The organism is Brevibacterium sp. UBA7493 (genome assembly GCF_002479565.1).
GTDB classification, from domain to species: Bacteria; Actinomycetota; Actinomycetes; order Actinomycetales; family Brevibacteriaceae; genus Brevibacterium; species Brevibacterium luteolum.
The window spans coordinates 180,472-200,965 of the sequence record NZ_DLOD01000008.1; the positions used below are offsets into that span (position 1 = coordinate 180,472).

Sequence of the window (20,494 nt, forward strand, 5' to 3'; positions counted from 1 at the left end):
ATCGATCTATCTCTACAATGGCGACTTCACTCCTGAGTCCGTCAGCAACCGCGAGTAGAAGTATCCCGAGAGTCGCTCTGATTCAGGAATCGCATGCATTGCCGCGAAGAAGCGGCGAGAGTTCATTGGTACGGCCGGAATGCATGAAAGGTCGTACTCGGAATACCCGAGCGCTGCCCATTTACTCAAGCGATGTTCCCAATAGAACATATCGTAGAAGTTATAACCCATCAGCTGGTCTTCACAGAAGTCAGTGACATCCATGTACTCTTCGAACTTCGCGATAAGCGAAGGATCCGAGCTGAAGCGTGACGTGGTGTATTTGCGAGCAAGCAATGCGGGGGAGATCGCAGATTCGTCCCGTTCTCGATAGAATCCGGTTCCAACCTCCCCACCGATGGAAAAGAATAATGTTGCAGCTGCCGGCAACCCCTCATATAAACAGGCTGCCAGCGAGGGGAACCGCGCCCCAACAGGGAACGTCGATTTGTAAAGCTGCGCGAATGGACTCGTGCTTGAAAGCTCAGCGATGTCGAGCGTCATATGAGGGAGGCCCGCGGCCACCGCAAGTCGATTTGCAGCTAGAAGGTCGTCGTACGTGGTCGCAGGGTTACGATCGAAGAAGTGGTACGTCATTGCAATCGACCCAGCATCCTGGAACGCGTCCAGGCTACTGGTGAGGACTGCTCGACCGTCTCCTCCCGCCGTCAGGCCAAGGACTGAGATATCGGCCTGTGACAGCCAGAACCGCACCTGTGCGCGAAGGTCCGAGACAAACATGTCATACGCCTCGTCATATGACATTTCCTGGCGGCCAGCGAACGGAAAGAACCGTGAAATTTTGACCTCGGCCGGACTAAACACCGCTTTGCAGTTAGCATAGAGCTGGTCGACGCCGTCGTACGCTGTCACCAAGGCGGGCAGATACTTCCCGCCTGGGCTGTTATAGCCCGGATGGTCCATCACCCAGCGTTGTTCAGTCGACTCGAACGGCCCAGCCACCGCCTCAACGAGTGCTGAGTGAGACGATACACAGAAGACGCTCTGACGAGCCGGCCAGTAGCATGATAGGGAATTGGTCGCATCGCCGTAAAGGTGCAGGCGCGCCCCGTCTACGAGAAGAATGACGTAACGTCCTGATAGCCACGAGATGTAGCGGTCGCAGGCCGACACTCCCTGATCTGCAGCAATTTCTGCGAGGCGGCCGGCAATTTCTACTCCGGAATCAGCAGGCCGATCTGAGTCGAAGATGCGACCTATAACGAGGGCACCCGATTCGGAAACATCCATCGTGGAGAGATAAACCGGCGTGCTAGGGCTTGCATACAGGCGATAGCCAGCGAATCGAAAGCTTGCCCATCCCTGGGGCAAGTCAAATCCTAAAGACCCCGGCTCAGCCGTAATTAGGTAACCACCGGCGTAGGCATTACAGTGTTCGAGCAATTCCGCCGCTGGGCGAAGTGCACGCACCCGTTCTTCGAATCTGGTCCACCGCTCACTCAGTACATGCTTTCTCACAGCATCTCCTCCCGCCGATTGTATGCTCTTGAAGTCGCGGCGATGCGGCGGAATCGACTACCAAGACTAATGGGCAATCGCGCCTACACATCGATCTGCTCAACTCCCCTACCCACGTATTTCATAATGCCGGATCCGAAGAGCTTCGCGTCACTCGTGCGCCACGTATGCTCGGCCGAACCTGCAGAACGATTCACTAGGAAGTTGAAGCGGTCTGCACTGTAGATCGTGCCCCCATCCTGACGGATATTCCGAATCAGCCCCGAGTCCTCTGACACCCCGATCTCGGGGAACCGCCACCGCGTGAACGTCTCTGCCGGGGCGCACATCGTCGCGCCACGGATGAAATCTGTGTAGCGATGCTCGTGAGCCGGGTATGTGAGGATCGTGGCGTTCATGGACTCGAGATAAATATAGCTCGCCGCCTTACCTACCATGTCCGCACCCGAGAAATCGATCGCGTGCAACATATCGTGGATATAGTGCTGTCCGTACCAATCATCATCGTCCATTCGTAGGATGTAATTCCCTTCGGCACGGTCCACCAGGTGGTTGAGGTTGCTACCCAGCGAAACAGTGGATGGAGCAGTGAGATAAGTGCACGTCACTCCATACTGAGAACGTAGGTCAGCTAGGCGTGCAGCGCGCATTTCGAAACCGTGCGTCAAAAGCACAAGTTCCGTCTCAGCACCCGCCTGTCGTGCGATATTCGCGAAGACGTTCTCGATCTGGTGCGGGCGATTCGTGCTGACGATTACCGACGCACTTCGCGGATTCTTTTCGCTCGGTAGACCAATGTCACCAAGTAGCTGATCAATCCGCTTTTCATAAGTGTGCTCGTTCCAAGTGCGGCGTTGCGCGGCATGCACCTTCCGGGTTCGGTAGTCATCGGACCGAAGCAGCGCCCGGATCTTGTCGTAGGCTTCTTCCTCGCCTTCCACGACTGTGAGCTCGTCGTCACGGTAGAAATAGGGAATTGCGTCACTGGGAGGTGAGACGATGGCCGCCCCGCATGCAGTGGCTTCTAGTATGCGACGCGCACACATCGTTCGAGACCCGACAACAGAGTTGACGTTCAATACTACCTTATACGCGTGGTATGCCGTGATCATCTGCTCGTAACTCAGGCTACCCCGGATGAATTTCGTGAATGTCTCGGGGAATGAGTACTTCGGGTCCTTTCCGTCCTGCCGGGAATATATGTCGAAGCCGAACTTCGCAGCTGCAGGGAGGAGAAACGAAAGCTGAGCTCTTCGCTCAGGGTACTTGTGGCGGAAGTACATGCCCCCGAACACAACGTCGCGGTCTCTTAGCACGGCCCCTATTCGGGCTGGGTTGTGGAGCGCCGGCTGCGCTGCAAAAGGTAGCGTGTGAATGCGATTGTGGCCAAGGTCGTTTCGATACCGGTCAACGATGTCGCCATCGGTTGTGGCGACATGGTCGAAAAGTCTCGCAGTGGGCAGAAACTCTTCGTAGTGGGGTGGATCCTCCTTGTTCCAAAAGACGGTGATTATTCCACGCTCGCGGCATTCTTGCACGAGTTCTTGCACTGCCGGGCGAGGTGCCGAGGCTCCTACCAGGTGGTACCGCCAGGCTCCCCCGTTTCCTTCCCAGGCACTTTCAACGAACAGAAGGTCTGGCTGGAAGCTGTCGAGCTCTCCGCGCCAGTTCGCGGGCGTGAGAGAAAGCTGCTCCCATTCGTAGGACAGAGCCCGCTCAGTGAATTCGTCGGCGATAATTGCGACACGAAGCGGCCTCCGCGGTTGCAGTCGCCGTTCGAACCCGGCGGGATTAGTCGCCGGAAGTGAATGCGGCACTCTTGCTCCGGGAACCTCAGCCGGGCCGTGGTGTGCCGACGCCACCCTTGCCGCGATCGACCGAATGATCGGTGCCGCCCGGCCGATCGAACCGGCAGTGTTTCTAATAATTGGCTCTGTTCGGCGCGAGCGATTCGCCACCTCGACAAGAACAGCTGAGGATGCACTCAGATTTTTTTCGTGCTGTTTGAGATATCGGAGAGCGGCAACGCGCGATTCTCTCAACAAATAAATGCTCTCTAACCACGCTAACGAGACAACTGCTGCGATTGCGGCGACAGCTGGGCCGAATTCCAGCCACAGCAGGGTCATTGCGGTTGCCGTCAGCAGAGCTGTAACCGAGAGTTGCTTGATCCAGAAACGGCTGAGATTCACTGCGCTCCTCCAGCTGAGTCGAGGGTCTGTCCTTGTGCTGACCGGGGTGATTCCGTGGTGTCTGCGACGAGCGCTTCCATTGCCGCGACGCCATACTCTGCAGCATGTCCGTCACCGTAGGGGCTCACAGCTTCTGACATCGCCGCATACGCGGATGCGTCATCGAGCAGCCGACTGACTTCCGAGACGATCCGTTGTGTATCCGTGCCAACGAGACGGGCTGTCCCCGCAGCTACGGCCTCCGGGCGTTCCGTATTCTCTCGCAGAACCAGCACCGGCTTGCCGAGGCTAGGAGCTTCCTCCTGCAGTCCTCCTGAGTCGGTGAGGACTACATGCGACCGGTTGATGAGATGGGAGAACTCATCATACCCGACAGGCTCAGTGACGATGACGTTAGCGCAGCCCGCAACCTCGGGGCCGATCGCTGACCGGACCGCCGGATTTCGGTGCGCCGGCCACACCACGAGCAAGTCGGGACGCGCGTGTGCGAGCTGCGCGACGGCTCGCCCGATCCGTTGCATCGGCTCACCGAGGTTCTCCCGCCGATGCGAGGTCAGTAAAAGCATCGGCTGGCTACTGCGCTCAAGCGCCTTCAGAGCAGGATCGTGATAACGAGCAGGTACCTTCACCGCCCACCGCAAAGCGTCGATGACGGTATTCCCCGTCACGGTGATGGTGGCATCGTCGACTCCATCGCGCAACAGGTTCCTCCGCGCCTGCTCAGTTGGGGCTAAGTGGAGCGCGGCGATCTGAGAGACGAGCTTGCGGTTGGCCTCCTCCGGGAACGGCGAGGCAAGGTCCCCGCTACGAAGCCCTGCTTCGAGATGGACTACCGGAATCTCGCGGTTGAATGCTGCAATCGCTGCAGCTTTCACTGTCGTCGTGTCTCCCTGCACGAGCACCGCAGCCGGCCGGTGCTCTTCGTACACAGTGTCGAGACCGGCTATGACCCGAGCCGCAATCTGATTGAGTGACTGCCCTGGTTGCATTAGGTCAAGATCGACGTCGGGGGTAATTCCGAATACCTCATTGACCTGGTCGAGCATTTCCCTATGCTGAGCCGTTATGACCGTAATCGGGAACAGTGTCGGGGACTTCTCGAGAGCCTTAATGACCGGCGCGACCTTGATCGCTTCCGGTCGGGTGCCATACACCACCATGATGGGGGCGCGTCCTGCCGTCATGTGTCTCCTCGGTGTGTCAAGCGCAGGACCTGCGCGGCGATCGATTCATAGTCGGTATTTCGGTAGTGATATGGGGCCTGACCCCAGCGGTGCTGGCTGCCCATCTGCACATCGGCCGCCGAGCGTCGCACGATATGGTCAGGCAGGAAGAAACGGGCTGCGAAGTCCCGGTAACGTCGAAAGCCTCGATTGGCCTCGCGTGCTTGATCAGCGAGGGCTTCTACCTTGGTAGCGGGTGGGTGCAGAAGACAACGGGCAGCAGCGCGGAGGCCCTCTCCACGATGCACTGTTCTCCGCATCTCTCGCAGACCCCGCTGCAGCCGCCGAACAGTGCTGCCCAGCCGCGACCGAACGCCCCGCCGCCCTGGAGCGCCCTCCGGCGCCTCAGCCCAGTCGATGTCGATAAATACGCATACTGCTAAGCGGTTGCGCAGCCCATTCATAACTTGCGAGAACCCTTCTTTCCACAGATCGAAGTGCTCATCGGTTCCGAAAGGCAAGAGCCGCGCCCCGTCGGCCGGTGCCAGTTGTTCGATTCCGATGCGGGATGCCTCTACTGAGTTCGTCAGATACGCGCCGTCGGGGAACAACCACACTCCTCGTCGTTCGTCGACGAGATCGACGAGGATCACCTCCGGCTCGGCTGCGGCGATCCGCGCCGTGACATCAGCTACCATGTCACCGGCAAACATCTTCGCTTGGAAGGCCGATTGAAGATCTGCCGTGGAATACCGCTCAGACCCTACCGGATGCAGACTGCTGATTGCAGACTGACGAGCGACGTAGCAGACCACATCGCTGGTTGGCAGGTACTCGCACGTATCGCGGCTGACACAGGAGCCGAAGATCGCGATCCGGATATCTGTCATCGACGCCTCGCATGGCGCGCGGCCGGGTTACGCCGGTTTGGATACGACAGCACCACTTCGTCACCGGAGATTTCTGGCAGTATATCCGTTTCGACAGGCGGTGAGCGCACAGAAACCGCCTCAGGCCCAGCACTCGAAGCCTCATGCCGCGCGTTCTCCTGCGCGCGCCCCCGGCGCGCTGTGCGGCGCTTCGTCTTCTGTGTCGAGTGGCGCGGTTGCAGGATCCGCTCTGGGGCAGTGGATATCACCTCGACGAGTTCCGGTTCACCTTCCTCGATGGCCCGACGAAGCAGTTTCTCGGCTACCTCGGTTTCACCCTCTGCCACGTTCCAGGCCCACCACCGGTACTTTTCAGCCACCTCCTCGGCGGGTCCATCCATGATCACCTCACCGTGGTGCAGCCAGATAGCCCGAGAGCACATCTCCTGGATGACCTTCGCCGCATGATTGACGAGGAACACCGTGCCAGCGTTCACCAACATCTGTTCCATCGCCTCTTCACTGCGCCGAGCAAACGTGGCATCGCCGGTAGACAGGGCCTCGTCAATCAAGAGAATGGACGGGCGCGCAGCAACTGCGATGGCGAATCGCAGCCGAGCAGCCATACCCGAGGAGTATGATCCCATCGGCCGATAGATCGAGTCGCCCAACGCTGACAGTTCCACCACCTCATCGAAGACCGCATCAGCCTGGCGCGGTGTCATTCCCATCGCAAGACATCCGAGCCGGACGTTCGCCGCCCCCGAAAGAGCCGGCTGCAGGGCTGCATTGACGCCGAGAAGGGTCGGCTTCCGGCGAGCCAGAATCTGTCCCTCATCGGGTCGCTCGACGCCCGCGATCAGACGGAGAAGAGTGGATTTGCCAGAGCCGTTGGCACCGATGACGCCGATGAACTCACCCTGCCGAGCGACCAGGTTCACACCGCGGAGCGCTTGAACTGTCATTTTTCCGCGCCGGCCGGGCAGTTTCCGCTTCATGCTAGCTATCCGACCACGCTGCCCGCTGACTCTGACGGCGTACCGCATGTGAACATTCGACACGACGACCGCAGCACCGCGACCACGGGGGTCAAGCTCGCCCATATTTCTCCTCTCCGAAGTAGAAGTACAGGAATCCGAAGATAAGAAACGCGATCCCCCACCCAAACACCAGCATCCACATCCACATCGGGGAATCGGTCCCATAGAGGAACGAGTTCCTGACTACCTGCAGATATGAGTACATAGGGTTGATCTTCATGATTGCAGCTAACACTGGGACGCCAACGAAACGATCAATGGAGAAGAACACCCCGGAGGCATACAGCCAGAAACGAGCCGCGACCTGAATCACATTTATGAGGTCCGGGATCTCGTGACACAAACGCGCAACGATGAAGGCGCAGCCCTGCGCAAAACAGACCTGCATAGCAAAGCACGGCACGATCAGCACGACGCGCCACGTCAAGTTTTCGACAGGAGGAAACACCAGAATGATCGCGGACATGACAATGAAGCTCGGTATGAAGTTCATGGTCTCCCGCACGACGACAGCAATCGGCAGGGACGCCCGGGGAAACGTGAAGGCGCGGATCATCGACTGTCCTTGGCGGATGGACTGTGCACCCTGAGTGACCGATCTGATCGTGAACTGGAAGAAGAACACCCCGATGATTAGATAGCCTACGAAGTTCTCGACGCCATTCGATGTGTTTAGGACGTAGCCAAAGATCAGAAAGTAGCCCATTCCGTTGAGTAACGGGCTGAGCACCAGCCACACGTTTCCGAGAACATTATGGCGGCCGTCGCCAGCCACTTTGGCGCGTGACTCCGCGATGATGAAATGCCGCCGTTGCCACAGTTGCTCAAAATAGATTTCAAGGGGCGTACGTTTACCCACCTCGCTGAGTGTCCAAGATGGGACCGTGATGGGGCTGCGCCAGGGCAGTTCCGTCTTCGCAGACTCCGATGAGCGGGACCCGGTCATTTCAAGCCTCCAACCCCGAGTGCGGCGTACATTTCGGCATACCTGTTTCCTACAGCCTCCCATGTGCGATGGCGCTCGACATAGCGGCGGCCGGCCCGGCCCATTTCTACGCGCTCGTCTTCGTTGCCCGCTAAACGGCTCAGCTCTTCAGCCCAATCGTGTACAGCACCAGCCGGAATTGCCGAGCGAGCTTCCGGCGGCAACGCTTCTAAGAGAGCCGGGAGGTCACTCATCATCACTGGACGCGCTAGACCGGCAGCTTCAACCGGCTTCAGGGGAGTGACAAGAGAGCAGACTGGATCGTCTCGACGTGGCACGGCAAAGATGTCGAGAGCTGTGATGAGCTCATGTGCTCGCTTCTGCGGAAGACGACCAGCAAAGACAACGGCATCTTTCAGCGGTTCGGCTCGCTGGATCAGCGACGACAGTTCCGTGCCGTCGCCGACAATGAGCAGACGTATGTCAGACCCCTCCTGCCGAGCTTCGACTACCGAATCGATCAGAACGTCTAGACCTTCGTAACCGACGATCGAGGCCGCTGTTCCCACCCACGTACCAGCGGATGGCAATCCGTTCTCTTCTCTGACCTTGCCCGGAGTACGGCTGATGTCACGACTCAGCAGGCCGTGGCTCACCGCGTTTGGAGCCACAAGTATGCGATCTTCGGGAATACCGCGGCTCGTCAGCTCACGGGCCATGGACGTACCGAGCGTAACGATTCGATCCGCCTCGAGTGCGATTTCAGTTTCTCGGGCACGAAACAGCCTGAAGCGTTCGCTCTCCCGAGCTGCATACCGTTCTGGAAGTGATCCAGCGGATGCGGCCCAGGTCTCCTCGAGTACCCCTCTGACTTCGTAGACCCACGGCAAATCCAGTCTTTTCGCAGCTGCGCGAACGGCTACTCCGTTAACAAAGTGTGTGGTGGTGTGGAGGACTTCAGCATTGCTGCCGACGGCAAGCGCTGCTGTGAACTCCGCTTGCTTTTGCAAACGCTCTTCCGCAGTTCGACCTTGATTCCACGGCACGTCGCGCACGTACGTAATACCGTCAACACTGTCCCGGTCGCGCCACGAGAATCGGCCTACCGAAACGGGGTACCCAGTTCGAGTCCCACTAAAGACGTTGACGCTGCGGGATCGGAGCGACTTCAGCACAGCGTGCGATCGAAGGGTGTAGCCCGACTGCGTATGCGGAAGCGAGTTCGTGAGTATATGCAACACGTCAGCGTCCGGGACATTTAGCCGCGGCAATCGTGCAGGAAGCGCCGGCATCCATCCAGGTTCGAAAATTGTTCGTTCACTAGTTAAGCGCGAATGGAGGCGACCGCGTTCAGCGATTGCGATTGCCTTGTTCATATCGCCGGCCTGCCATGCGACCCGGGCGCGGAGACTGCGGCCGGACTCCGGGGACTTCATCCGTTCGGCAAAGCTTGCCGCTGAGTTTCCCATTCTCAGACTCAGCGCAAACTCGCCGCATATACGAGCGGCAACTCCGTTGGTTTCATCAGACTCCAACTGCTGTCGAAGACCCTTCTCGGCTCCCGCAGCGTCGCCGGTCAGCCATCGCCCCGCAATTCGACAGACCGGCGTGGGAATACGGGCGAGGCGCTTGCCCACAGCAGTTGAGACCGAGCGGGGCAGACGTCGCGATAGCTGCACCCCGAAAAAGACCGGGTCACTTCCCATGTGCTCGATGAGCACACGCACGAGAGTTACGGCCTGCCTGCAGGTAAAGGAGATGGTCATTGCGTTCCTTCGAGGACGTAGAGGTAGCGTTGCAGCGCCGCGGCAGGCGCAGCGTGGTCGGCCAACCAGTCTTGGGCACGTGAATCCGGCGTCAGATTGACGTGTCCGTCACGCATTTCTGACAGCAGCGTGCGCAAACCCTTGTCGTCTCCAGGTACCACAGTGTGACCTGCCCCCGAGGCTGTCACAATGCTTGCAGCCTCACCGGACAGGATACCGGTGACATGAATGCCACGTGCCATGAGCGTGTAGAGCTTCGACGGAATCGTGTATTCGAAAGCGGGCAGCGCCGTAAGACTGACGACGCCACTGTCAGCCCAACGCCAGAGACTCTCCAGTTCTTCTCCTGTGGTTTGAGGCAGGAACTGAATAGGCGGTTCCACGGTCAGGCCGCCCGACATCGTCATGACTTCAGCTGCCGAACGCTGCAATTTACGATGCGCAGCGCCTGCACCAACGATCTTCAGCTGAACACCGGAAACGTCTCCGATAGCGCGTACAAGTGCCTCCAATCCCTGGGAACGCCCCACGGTGCCGACATAGAGCAATCGCAGGTCTTCCCCTTCAGCACGATCTCGGAGCTGTTTGCTTGGACGATATGGCATTGCGGTGTTGCGCACAACGGTCACGGCCTCGTGACCAGCGCTTCGAAGTCGAGCGGCAAAACCCTCAGAAGTAACAACGATGTGGGCAGCCCGGCGCAATACACCGTGGAATGCCGCAGGCAGAGCGGTGCGCTCAAAATAGTCGTTCACTGGTTCAGGCAGCAGATCGCGAGTTGCCGCCCGTATGAGGTGTGAGTCGCCGATGAGATCTGGCCACGCATCCCGTACCTCTGCAATATGCGGAACTCCGAGCATCTGTGCGACAACGTCCCCGGTAAACAGCATCGGCAGACCTGGAGTCGTGGAGATCACGACATCGGGTTTCGCTGACCGCATCCCCGCAGCGACGCGCAGAGCGAAAAGCGACGACACCGACTGATCGAGAAGCTGCCCGACCATCGACGTTGAAATGGGTAGGTACGGAAGACGAAGGACGCGTTCGCCGTTCGCCCCATCCTCCCACACCAAGGTCGTCGTGGGGGACGCGCTGAGGACTGATGCACTGCGGTGGGGGTAATGAGGCACAGGGGCACAGACGGCTACTTGATGCCCGGCGGCCGTGAAGCCATCGACCAGCTCTCGCCAGCGCCGCTGCGGAGCCCCGATTTCAGGCGTGTAGTAATGGGTGAGCAGCAGGATTCTCAATCGACGCTCACCTCGGCCCGTGGACTTGTAAGCGAGCGAGCCAATACGGGCAACTGAGAGTAGACACCCGCAACACACATGAGAACGAATGCACTGCTCCACTGCACGGCACGTGCGTCAGTCAGGAGAACTGGAACCGTGGCAAGACACGCGATTGCGTTTAGGCCGGCGTACGCCGCCGAGGTCTGCTCGTGGGTCAAACCGAATTGATGAGTGCGCTGATAGATATGCCGGCGATGAGCCTGGAAGATGTTCTCTCGCTCGTATAGCCGGATGAGCAGGGTCCACCCAACGTCGAAAACCAGAAGCACGAGCGGAGCACCGACGACAATCGGGTTCACTCCGCTGACGAGAAGGAACGCGGCGAAAGCAGCCACAGCCGAACCGACTCCGTAACTCCCGACGTCCCCGAGAAAGGCCTTGGCGTTTCCGATGTTATACGGCAAGAAGCCCAGACCCGCTGCCGCGAATACGGCTGCGAGAGCCGCCGCTACTGGTTCGTCCACATAGAGGAAGATAGTGCAGTACCAGATACCTACAACTGCCGCCCACGAACTGGTGAGCGCGTTGAGGCCGTCCATGAAGTTGACACCATTGACGATGAATACGATGGCGAGCGCGACCGCCGCGAGCCCGAACGCCCCGCTCTTGTCGAAAAGTGAGAGCAGCATGGAGAAAGCGCCGGCGATCAGCACCTGGAGCGCCAGGCGAAGACCCGACGACATTGAGCCCATATCGTCCATGAATCCCAGGATGCTGAAACACCATGTGAACGTCACGAATGTGCCGACGACGAGCACCGCTGACAGCGTCGTGAACACCCCTGTCGAGGTGCCGATCCATGCCGCAGCAGCACCGCCTGCAGTCACCCCGCACCCAACAGCGAATCCGCCGCCGCGGGCGACCGGAGAGAGATGGCTGGAACGAGCGGTCGGGATGTCGACAAGACCGTTGCGTCTGAGGACGGGAATGACGATCGCGGCTGCCAGCAACGTCACTGCCAGGGAGGTGACTGCGCCGGTTGCCAGAACGGCGATCACGGCGCCCCTCGTTCGGATGCGAGCGCCGGCCACCCATCGGCCGACGTCCCGACCAGTTCGCCGAGCATCCGACGAATCGACTGATCGTCGAAGTCAACGCTTCCCTGCACCATCTCGATGAGCCTTTTGACCCGGTTGAGATCGATGGAGTCGATCGGCACCTGCGTGATGAGCGGGTGGTTCGGCCGCTCGTCCTTCTCCGTTCGTGCGAGCCTGGCTTCCTCCAGCTTCTCCCCCGGCCGCAGGCCCGTGAAGACGATCTCGACATCAGGCTGTCCGCTGAGCGCGATCACCCGCCTTGCGAGATCCTCGATGGAGACGCGATCGCCCATGTCGAGCACGAGTGTCTCGCCGGGCCGCCCGATGGCTCCGGCCTGCAGAACGAGTTCGCAGGCTTCGGCAGCCGTCATGAAGTACCGAGTTGCACCGGGGGCTGTCACAGTCACAGGCCCCCCGGCCGACACCTGCGTCACAAAGGTGCCCAGCACTGAGCCGCGAGATCCGAGCACATTGCCGAAGCGCACCGACATATACCGGCGGCCGGATTCGCGGGCCACTGCTGCGACCGCTCGCTCGGTGAGGTACTTAGAGGCCCCCAGGGTCGAGATCGGATCGGCTGCTTTGTCAGTGGAGATGTGGACGAAGTTCTCGACGCCGAAGTCGCGCGCAGCCTCCAGCAGCTCCAGACTTGCCGCGACATTCGTCTTGACTGCTTCGGCCGGAAAGCGCTCGAGGAACGTCAGATGTTTGAGAGCCGCCGCGTGGAACACGATGTCCGGCCTGACATCTGAGATCAGCGATCTGATGAAGCCGCGCTCCCGCAGATCTCCCAAGATGAGGTTCTCACTCATCAGCGATGCGCTGCCGGTGAGGACGAGTTCTGTGGCGTGCAGCCCGGACTCGTCGCGATCGGTCATCACGAGTCGTCCGGGTTCGAAGCGCGAGAGCTGCGAGCACAGATACGATCCAATGGATCCGCCGGCTCCGGTGACGAGGACAGTGCGGCCGTTGATGTAGTCGCTGATCGCCTCAACGTCAGTCGTGATGGCATGACGGCCCACGAGGTCGTCAAGCTCGACTGCGCGGAAGCTACCCGGCCTCAGCGCCACAGCAGAAGAGCTCTTGACCTCTCTGCGGCGGATGTCGACGTCGTCGAATTCCGGTAGCACTCGGACGTCGATGCTCCGCTCACCGGCGAAGGCCAGAATCTCATCCAGCCGCTGGGGGTCCAAGGACGGAATCGCCAGCACGAGCGACCGGGCACCTGTGCGGTCGACGGCGTCACCGAGATCGTCGAGAGTGCCGAGCACCCGCACCCCGCCGACCCGAAGGTGACGTTTGTTCGGATCGTCGTCCACCAAGCCGACGGCGACATATTCCTCGCGCGGGTCATCGCGGATGATCCGCAGTGCAAGCTGACCGTGTGCGCCGGCTCCGATGATGAGCGCAAACCGCGCAGCATCAGACTGCGAGCGCCGCCGGTACCTCAGCCCTGAGCGCAACCAGTTGACGAAAGCGATCGTCAGCAAGGTCATGGCGGCAGCCGACACCGGCGAACTGAGCGGCACGAGCGGTCGATAGAGCTGGAATGCGCTGACCACGTAGATCAATCCACAGGCAACGGCGATGACCCCTGCTGTGGCGATGAGCTCATCGGCCGAGGCCTGAGCGTATCGGCCATGAAGACGCAGCCAGAACTCGCCGACGAAGATCGTCGCGAAACCCAACGCTGAGCTGACCAGGATCCCGGAGTAGTGCGGGTCGGCCACCGCCAGGTCGTAGCGCGCAAGCGACATGAACCAGAGAAAGAGGGCGAAGATGCCGGCGTCGATGCCAGCTCGCTGCACTGCCTTCCGAGCCCGGCGCCGAACGGGAAGCTCCTGCCTCGCTGACGATTCGCTTCCGTTGTGCATAATTGCGCGTCCGCCGGTGCAACACGATGACGGGTGCTACGGTCGGAAGCCGACTCCTCTCTCACTCTGCGAGAGCGCACCACCTCATCCTCAGCGCCGACACTGCACTGCGATGGGTTGATGCACGGTTTCTGTATAATGCCTGAGAACAGTGTACGACAGACTATATGAATTCGCTTTCGCTGTAGCGAGCAGCACTAGACGCGAGTTTCAGTCCGCGACGAGAGCTTGACCGTTCCAACGCCTGCCTGCCTTGATGCGGTCAGACACACTCAGCCTTGGAGACCGGTGACCACTTCCTCACAGCGACCGCACGGCGCGCTTGCACTCGCCCGCACAGCACTGTGGCACCTCCGCACGGGAGGCCCGGCTCAAGTCCAGACGTGGTGGCGGCGGCGCCGCGTGTCGGCACAGCCGTCTGCTCAATCTCCGTCCGGCTCCGCACTGACGCTCACCGAGCAGTTTCCAGCCGCGACGCTGCGTCCTCGCACGCCTGTATTCGACGCTGTGCGCGTCGGCACCATCCTCGATGAGTTCTCGCAGTTCGCTTTCGCAGCCGAATGGGATCTGGTGCCTCTCAAACGCCGGGGCTGGAGTGAGCAGCTCGACACCCTTGACTTCGTCTTCGTCGAATCGGCGTGGAACGGCAATGGCGGTCAATGGCAGTACCAACTGACCGGCGCGTCCGGCGTCAAGGACGACGTCAGACGGCTGCTCGCGGAGTGCCGGCAACGCGGAATTCCCACCGTGTTCTGGAATAAGGAGGATCCTCCCCACTACGCCGACTTCCTCGAGGCAGCCGGTCTCTTCGATGTCGTCTTCACCTCAGACGTTCGACTGCTCGAGCAGTACCGGACTGATCTTGGCCATGATCGCGTCGCCCCGCTGAGCTTCGCGGCACAGCCCGCGATCCACAACCCTGAGCGTCTGCCGGCGGGGCAACACAGCCGGGACGTGGCTTTCGCAGGGATGTACTTCGCTCACCGCCACCCAGAGCGGCGCGAGCAGATGGAATGGCTGCTCGGCGGGGCTGCGGATGTGAGCCCGAAGATGGACCGCGGACTGGAGATCTTCTCCCGGCAGCATGGCGGAGACGCACGCTACCAATTCCCTCCGCCGCTGGATCAGCATGTCCTCGGATCACTGCCGTATGAGAACATGCTGACCGCCTATAAGGCGTTCAAGACCTTCCTCAACGTCAACTCCGTTACCGACTCGCCGAGCATGTGCGCGCGCCGCATCTTCGAGATCTCCGCTAGCGGCACACCGGTCGTCTCAGCGCCCAGCGCCGGAACCGCCGCATTCTTCCCTGTCGACGAAGTCCTCCAGCCGCAAACCCGGGAAGAGGCGGGACTCGCCCTTCGAGCACTCGTGCGCAGCCCCGAGCTGCGCGACCGCACTGTGCACTTGGCTCAGCGCAGGATCTGGAAAGAGCACACGTACTCCCACCGAGCCATAACGATCATGGACAGCGTCGGAGTCGAATACTCAGACCCGATTGCCCGGTCTGCATCACTACTCGTTTCAACCAACCGGCCCGCACAACTCGATCATGTACTGGAAACGGCTGCTCGACAGAACCATGCTCAGCTCGAGCTCGTGTTGCTCGCGCACGGTTTCGAGCTTCAGGAGACTGAGGTTCGCGCGAAGGCCGCGCACCTCGGAATCGAGAACTTGATCCTGCTGAAGGCGACGACTGCGGAAACGCTAGGCGAATGCCTCAATCTCACGATCAGCGCATCCAGCGGGGACGTTCTTCTTAAGATGGATGACGACGACATCTATGGCGAGCACTACGTTTCGGACCAACTCGCAGCGCTCCGGTACTCCGCGGCGGATATGGTCGGAAAACAAGCCCACTACCTCTACCTCACCGGTTCCAAGCTCGTCATGCGCCGGTTCCCTGAACGCGAGCACAGATTCACGGACCTTGTCATGGGCCCGACGATGACCGCAGCTCGGCGGGTCTTCGAGGAGTTGCAGTTCGCCAAGCTGCCGCGGGGGGAAGACACCAACCTGCAGCAGCGTCTCGTGGCGGACGGTGGCACGATCTACTCTGCAGACCGCTTCAATTTCGTCCAGGTTCGCACCGACCACGCGCACACCTGGCAGGTCGATGACGCGCTGCTCCTCGCCAACAGTGACGTGCACGCCTTCGACTACGCTCCCGGCCATTACCTTTTCTGACCAGAAAACCTCTGAGGAGAATGATGAGTAAAGAAACAACGACTACGGCCCCGCATGTTGCCGTCATCGGCCTCGGCTACATCGGCTTGCCGACCGCTGCAGTCCTCGCAGCAGGTGGCGCAGACGTCACCGGTATGGACGTCAATCAGCGCACGGTTGACTTCGTCAATCGCGGTGAAGTGCCGTTCGTCGAACCGGATCTCGGAACGGTGCTCGCGGGTGCTGTGAGCCAGGGCCGGCTGCGCGCAACGTCAGAGGTTCCGGCGGCCGACGCCTACATCGTCGCTGTGCCGACTCCGTTCGCCGAGAACCACAACCCGGATCTGTCATACATCCGCACCGCAGCCAAATCGATCGCCCCGCAGCTGACCGGTGGCGAGCTCGTCATCCTCGAAAGCACCTCTCCCCCGGGCGCCACCGAGCACATGGCTGACGTCATCCTCGAAGCGCGCAGCGACCTGACACTGGAGCCCAACCGGCCGAACACGGTCTACTTCGCCCACTGCCCCGAACGCGTGCTGCCCGGCCGCATCATCGTCGAACTCAGCACCAACGACCGCATCATCGGTTCCCTCAACGGCGACGCCGGCGAACGCGCCCGCGATCTCTACCGTCTGTTCTGCGACGGCGAGTTCCACATCACCGACGCCCGCACCGCCGAGATGGCTAAACTCGTCGAGAACGCCTACCGCGACGTCAACATCGCCTTCGCCAATGAACTCTCCGTCGTCGCCTCAAAACTCAACGTCGACGTGTGGGAGCTCATCGACCTGGCAAACCACCATCCGCGCGTCAACATCCTGCAGCCTGGACCTGGTGTCGGCGGACACTGCATCGCCGTCGACCCGTGGTTCCTCGTGTCAGCGGCACCGGAGGAAACCCCTCTCATCCGCACCGCCCGCGAGGTCAACGACGACAAGCCTGAGTTCGTTCTGAATCAGGTGGTTCCCAAGGCCCAGCGATTCAAAGAACCCCGCGTGGCTGTCCTCGGGCTGGCATTCAAGCCCGACATCGACGACCTGCGCGAAAGCCCTGCCATGTACATCGCCCAGACGCTGGCCGACCGCCTGTCCGAAGGCACCATCCTCGCTGTCGAACCGAACATCGATGAGCTCCCCGCCTCGCTGGCTGAGAAGGGCAATGTCGAGCTCACCGATCTCGAAACGGCCGTCCAGACAGCCGACATCGTGTTGCTGCTGGTCGACCATTCGGAATTCAAAAACTACGACCAGCGCCGACTGCAGAGCACCATCGTCTACGACACCCGCGGAACTTGGCGCACGCTGCTCTGATCGATTCCTCGTCGTGACCGGTGGGCCCTCCGTGGGCCCGCCGGTCACGCCTGTCTGAATCCCACTCCCAGGCTGCGGTCCTACGGTGAACGCATGCCGTCTTCCCGCCGCCCGGACTTCACTCGCGTCGAAGCCGCCATCGATGCGTGGGCGCACCGGCGGCTGGCCACCGGGAAACTCGGTCGCGGCGGGCGTTTCGGCCACATCGTCACCGAGTTCACCGTCTTCGTCCTCAAACAGGCGTGGGCGTGCCTTTTCGGCGCAGCGATGCTGGCAGCGCTCGTCCTCACGCACTTCCTCGACCCGGCCGAAGCTGGGCTGTCCCGCAGCGATGGCCTCGTGATCATCGCCATCGGCATCCAAGTGGTCATGGTTCTCGGACGTCTGGAGACCGGTCGCGAGCTGTGGGTCATCATCCTCTTCCATCTTGTGGGCACCGGGATGGAGCTGTTCAAGACCTCCGTGGGGTCGTGGAGCTACGACAGTGCGGGCGTGCTGCGCATCGGTGCCGTCCCGCTCTACACCGGGTTCATGTACGCCGCCGTCGGCTCCTACCTCGTGCGCGTCTTCAAGCTCTTCCACCTGCGCTTCACCCACTACCCGCCGATCTGGCTGACTGCCCTCATCGCCGCAGCGATCTACGCGAACTTCTTCACCCACCACTACCTGCCTGACATCCGCTGGCTGCTCGTCGCCGCGGTTCTCATCGTGTGGGGCCGGTGCATGATGCACTTCCGCAACCACCGCGATCAGCCGTACCGCCGGATGCCGGTGCTCGTCTCGTTCATCGGGGTGGCCTTCTTCATCTGGATCGCCGAGAACATCGGCACCTACACCGGCTCGTGGGTCTATCCGCACCAGAACGACGGCTGGGAGCTCGTCTCGATCTCGAAGCTGGTCGCCTGGTTCCTGCTCATGATCATCTCCGTCGTCCTCGTCACCCTCGTCTATCGGCCCCAGCCACCCACCTCGAAGGCCGGCACCCGGACATGACAACGGCGGCCCCACCTCGGGGACGGCAAGATGCCGTCTGAGGTGGAGCCGCCGGTGGAGTGGTCAGGTCACTTCATGCGCTTGCCGGCCGAGCCGAGATGCTCGCAGGCTTCGACGATGCGGGCGGCCATGTTTGCTTCTGCGGCCTTGCCCCAGGAGCGCGGGTCGTAGATCTTCTTGTTGCCGACCTCGCCGTCGATCTTGAGGACGCCGTCGTAGTTCTTGAACATGTGGTCGGCGACCGGGCGGGAGAAGGCGTACTGGGTGTCGGTGTCGATGTTCATCTTCACGACTCCGTTGCGCACCGCCTCGGCGATGTCCTCAGCCGAGGACCCTGAGCCGCCGTGGAAGACGAGGTCGAAGGGCTTGTCCTTGCCGACCTCAGCACCGACGGCGTCCTGGATCTCCCCCAGCAGCTCCGGGCGCAGCTTGACGTTGCCCGGCTTGTAGACGCCGTGCACATTGCCGAAAGTCAGCGCCGTCAGGTAGCGGCCCTTCTCACCGGTGCCCAGCGCCCGTGCGGTGGCGAGGCCGTCTTCGACGGTGGTGTAGAGCTTGTCGTTGATCTCGTTCTCCACCCCGTCCTCTTCGCCGCCGACGATGCCGATCTCGACCTCGAGCAGCGTGTGGGCGTCCTGCGAGAGACGCAGCATCTCCTCGGCGATCTGCAGGTTCTCCTCCAGCGGCACGGCCGAACCGTCCCACATGTGGGAGCCGAACAGCGGCTGCTCACCGTTCTTGACGCGCTCGGTTGAGATCTCCAGCAGCGGCTTGACCCAGTGCTCAAGCGCGTCCTTGGGGGCGTGGTCGGTGTGCAGGACGATGTTGACGTCGTAGCTCTTGGCGACTTCCTGCGCGAAGACGGCGAAGGCGACCGCTCCGCGCACCCGGTCCTTGATGGTCGGGCCGGACATGTACTCGGCACCGCCGGTCGAGATCTGGATGATGCCGTCGGACTCTGCTTCGGCGAAGCCGCGGATGGCGGCGTTGATGGTCTGCGAGGATGTGCAGTTCACGGCGGGGTAGGCGAACTGCTGCGACTTGGCACGGTCGATGAGCTCGGAATAGACCTCGGTCGTTGCGATGGGCATGGGTTTCTCCTTCGACGAGCAGGGATGGACGCATGGTCGGTCGTACTTCTGATCTTGTCACCTCGGGGTCCGTATTGCCACATGTGCATCGGCTGCAGGCGCGCGGTTCCGGGCTACCCATCTAGCTCAAGACTGAAACCGACATGACTCTATTGTTGATAGCGCCGGTCTTCCGGTACCTCTTCTTCGTCAACTTGCGTAGCGAACAGATTAACCGGACCCTCGTACATTGGGACACGAACATCCCATTCACTTGAGACTCTCATGCGATGACGCAACAGAGTACGAACCATCTCCTCGAGGTCGTACCACGCCTCGAACATGTCAGCGGATGGAATCATACCGGTGTGAATCAATTCATTTCGAACTCTAACCACCTTCTTGACTCGATTACTCCCCCAATCTCTGGCGCTGGCTTTGTAAAGCGCAGCTCGGATATCTACGGGGTTAAGACGATTGCGGCCTCCAGAAAGCATATCTAACGTGGCCGACAGAATGACGTAACCTACTTCAGTGAGGCGATTCTCTACACCACGCGTATAAAATTTCAATGCAGAGCTAAGGATCGGGTCACCAGTGAACCCAGTAGCACTTGACTGGAGTTCTTCAAGCCCTATTCGACCGATCCCCGGCTGGAAGGTTCGAACTGCCGAGGTAACATCTAGAGCAATCGCGCCCTCGCCAGAGTCAACCACCATGAATTCCCCTATGCGCCGATCTAAAAACCGCTCGTCCAACACCGCACAAAGGGCGCCCAATGTTGACTCGCAGAGCTCTCTCGCCTCCCTCACTTGAATATCGGAGCGTTCGCGCTCTAAGTCGAATTCCGTACTAGCAATTGTGACAAACTGACCAGGGCGAGACCATAGTTTGCGCGTTGTTTCAGATTCGTAAAAGTCTGTTTCGCCGAAAATCACTACATCCGTGTACTGGTAATGGAACGGTTCATCGGACTGGCTAATTTGTACTTCGCCGATACTTACCCCATCACCCGTTAGCTGCGGGACCGGTGAGCCCGCAAAACCTAGCTGGTAATGCACACTGCGCCCTTCAAGTTCGGTTGGGAGCACTTCACCCGTGTCGGGTGAAAACATATCCGTTGGCACCCGCACGGTCCCGGGTTTTTGAGTTCCGTTAGGCATAACAGCGATTCCCCTAGCTTTCGTTCGCGACCGCTCCACATTCCTGTCAAGAACAGTGCGATGTAACAAAGTTCTACCGCCCACATGATCTCGCAATAGATGGATCCCGGCTA

The 20,494-nt window shown here is 60.4% G+C and carries 15 protein-coding genes; 3 read left to right on the forward strand and 12 right to left on the reverse strand.

Annotated features, from left to right (window positions below; all coding sequences use genetic code 11):
- Positions 1-12: 12 nt before the first annotated feature.
- The 10 genes from B4E96_RS05880 to B4E96_RS05925 form a co-directional block, all read right to left on the reverse strand.
- Positions 13-1,518: a hypothetical protein gene (locus B4E96_RS05880; RefSeq protein ID WP_286956746.1), complete on the reverse strand. Its 1,506-nt coding sequence runs from the start codon at positions 1,516-1,518 to the stop codon at positions 13-15.
- Between the two features lie 83 nt (positions 1,519-1,601).
- Positions 1,602-3,710 carry a glycosyltransferase family protein gene (locus B4E96_RS05885; RefSeq protein WP_286956747.1) on the reverse strand — a complete coding sequence of 703 codons (2,109 nt, stop codon included), beginning with the start codon at positions 3,708-3,710 and terminating at the stop codon, positions 1,602-1,604.
- Positions 3,707-4,894 carry a non-hydrolyzing UDP-N-acetylglucosamine 2-epimerase gene (gene wecB / locus B4E96_RS05890; protein WP_286956748.1) on the reverse strand — a complete coding sequence of 396 codons (1,188 nt, stop codon included), beginning with the start codon at positions 4,892-4,894 and terminating at the stop codon, positions 3,707-3,709. Before wecB ends, B4E96_RS05885 begins: the two co-directional genes overlap by 4 nt.
- Positions 4,891-5,763 carry a DUF6270 domain-containing protein gene (locus B4E96_RS05895; RefSeq protein ID WP_286956749.1) on the reverse strand — a complete coding sequence of 291 codons (873 nt, stop codon included), beginning with the start codon at positions 5,761-5,763 and terminating at the stop codon, positions 4,891-4,893. The genes wecB and B4E96_RS05895 overlap by 4 nt, the downstream gene beginning before the upstream one ends.
- Positions 5,760-6,740 carry an ABC transporter ATP-binding protein gene (locus B4E96_RS05900; protein WP_286956750.1) on the reverse strand — a complete coding sequence of 327 codons (981 nt, stop codon included), beginning with the start codon at positions 6,738-6,740 and terminating at the stop codon, positions 5,760-5,762. Before B4E96_RS05900 ends, B4E96_RS05895 begins: the two co-directional genes overlap by 4 nt.
- Positions 6,741-6,831: 91 nt before the next feature.
- Positions 6,832-7,641, reverse strand: coding sequence for an ABC transporter permease (locus tag B4E96_RS05905; protein WP_286956751.1), 810 nt, complete (start codon positions 7,639-7,641; stop codon positions 6,832-6,834).
- An 83-nt stretch (positions 7,642-7,724) separates the two neighbouring features.
- Positions 7,725-9,473, reverse strand: coding sequence for a glycosyltransferase (locus B4E96_RS05910; RefSeq protein ID WP_286956752.1), 1,749 nt, complete (start codon positions 9,471-9,473; stop codon positions 7,725-7,727).
- Complete coding sequence (locus tag B4E96_RS05915; protein WP_286956754.1) at positions 9,470-10,723, reverse strand: glycosyltransferase family 4 protein; 1,254 nt, start codon at positions 10,721-10,723, stop codon at positions 9,470-9,472. Before B4E96_RS05915 ends, B4E96_RS05910 begins: the two co-directional genes overlap by 4 nt.
- Positions 10,720-11,763, reverse strand: coding sequence for a hypothetical protein (locus tag B4E96_RS05920; protein ID WP_286956755.1), 1,044 nt, complete (start codon positions 11,761-11,763; stop codon positions 10,720-10,722). Before B4E96_RS05920 ends, B4E96_RS05915 begins: the two co-directional genes overlap by 4 nt.
- On the reverse strand, positions 11,760-13,610 hold the full coding sequence (locus B4E96_RS05925; protein ID WP_286956756.1) for a polysaccharide biosynthesis protein: 1,851 nt from the start codon (positions 13,608-13,610) through the stop codon (positions 11,760-11,762). Before B4E96_RS05925 ends, B4E96_RS05920 begins: the two co-directional genes overlap by 4 nt.
- Before the next feature lie 468 nt (positions 13,611-14,078).
- Between B4E96_RS05925 and B4E96_RS05930 the strand changes: the two genes are divergently transcribed.
- The 3 genes from B4E96_RS05930 to B4E96_RS05940 all read left to right on the forward strand — a co-directional run bounded on the left by B4E96_RS05930 (position 14,079) and on the right by B4E96_RS05940 (position 18,148).
- Positions 14,079-15,863: a glycosyltransferase family protein gene (locus B4E96_RS05930; protein ID WP_286956757.1), complete on the forward strand. Its 1,785-nt coding sequence runs from the start codon at positions 14,079-14,081 to the stop codon at positions 15,861-15,863.
- 23 nt (positions 15,864-15,886) lie between these two features.
- Positions 15,887-17,155 (forward strand): UDP-N-acetyl-D-mannosamine dehydrogenase, encoded by a 1,269-nt coding sequence (wecC, locus tag B4E96_RS05935; protein WP_286956758.1) that lies wholly within the window; start codon positions 15,887-15,889, stop codon positions 17,153-17,155.
- Between the two features lie 93 nt (positions 17,156-17,248).
- Positions 17,249-18,148: a DUF817 domain-containing protein gene (locus B4E96_RS05940; RefSeq protein WP_286956759.1), complete on the forward strand. Its 900-nt coding sequence runs from the start codon at positions 17,249-17,251 to the stop codon at positions 18,146-18,148.
- A gap of 68 nt (positions 18,149-18,216) precedes the next feature.
- On the opposite strand, the gene fbaA is transcribed toward B4E96_RS05940, so the two are convergent.
- Both fbaA and B4E96_RS05950 read right to left on the reverse strand, forming a co-directional pair.
- A complete protein-coding gene (fbaA, locus tag B4E96_RS05945; RefSeq protein WP_286956760.1) occupies positions 18,217-19,239 on the reverse strand; it encodes a class II fructose-bisphosphate aldolase in 1,023 nt (340 codons plus the stop codon).
- A 149-nt stretch (positions 19,240-19,388) separates the two neighbouring features.
- Entirely contained in the window at positions 19,389-20,381 is a 993-nt protein-coding gene (locus tag B4E96_RS05950; protein ID WP_286956761.1) for a hypothetical protein, read from the reverse strand.
- Positions 20,382-20,494: the final 113 nt, after the last annotated feature.

Bases quoted from the DNA above. Each gene is read 5' to 3' on its own strand.
- wecB (WP_286956748.1), bottom strand. From the start codon at position 4,894: ATGACGGCAGGACGCGCCCCCATCATGGTGGTGTATGGCACCCGACCG.
- B4E96_RS05895 (WP_286956749.1), bottom strand. From the start codon at position 5,763: ATGACAGATATCCGGATCGCGATCTTCGGCTCCTGTGTCAGCCGCGAT.
- B4E96_RS05900 (WP_286956750.1), bottom strand. From the start codon at position 6,740: ATGAAGCGGAAACTGCCCGGCCGGCGCGGAAAAATGACAGTTCAAGCG.
- B4E96_RS05910 (WP_286956752.1), bottom strand. From the start codon at position 9,473: ATGACCATCTCCTTTACCTGCAGGCAGGCCGTAACTCTCGTGCGTGTG.
- wecC (WP_286956758.1), top strand. From the start codon at position 15,887: ATGAGTAAAGAAACAACGACTACGGCCCCGCATGTTGCCGTCATCGGC.
- B4E96_RS05940 (WP_286956759.1), top strand. From the start codon at position 17,249: ATGCCGTCTTCCCGCCGCCCGGACTTCACTCGCGTCGAAGCCGCCATC.
- fbaA (WP_286956760.1), bottom strand. From the start codon at position 19,239: ATGCCCATCGCAACGACCGAGGTCTATTCCGAGCTCATCGACCGTGCC.
- B4E96_RS05950 (WP_286956761.1), bottom strand. From the start codon at position 20,381: ATGCCTAACGGAACTCAAAAACCCGGGACCGTGCGGGTGCCAACGGAT.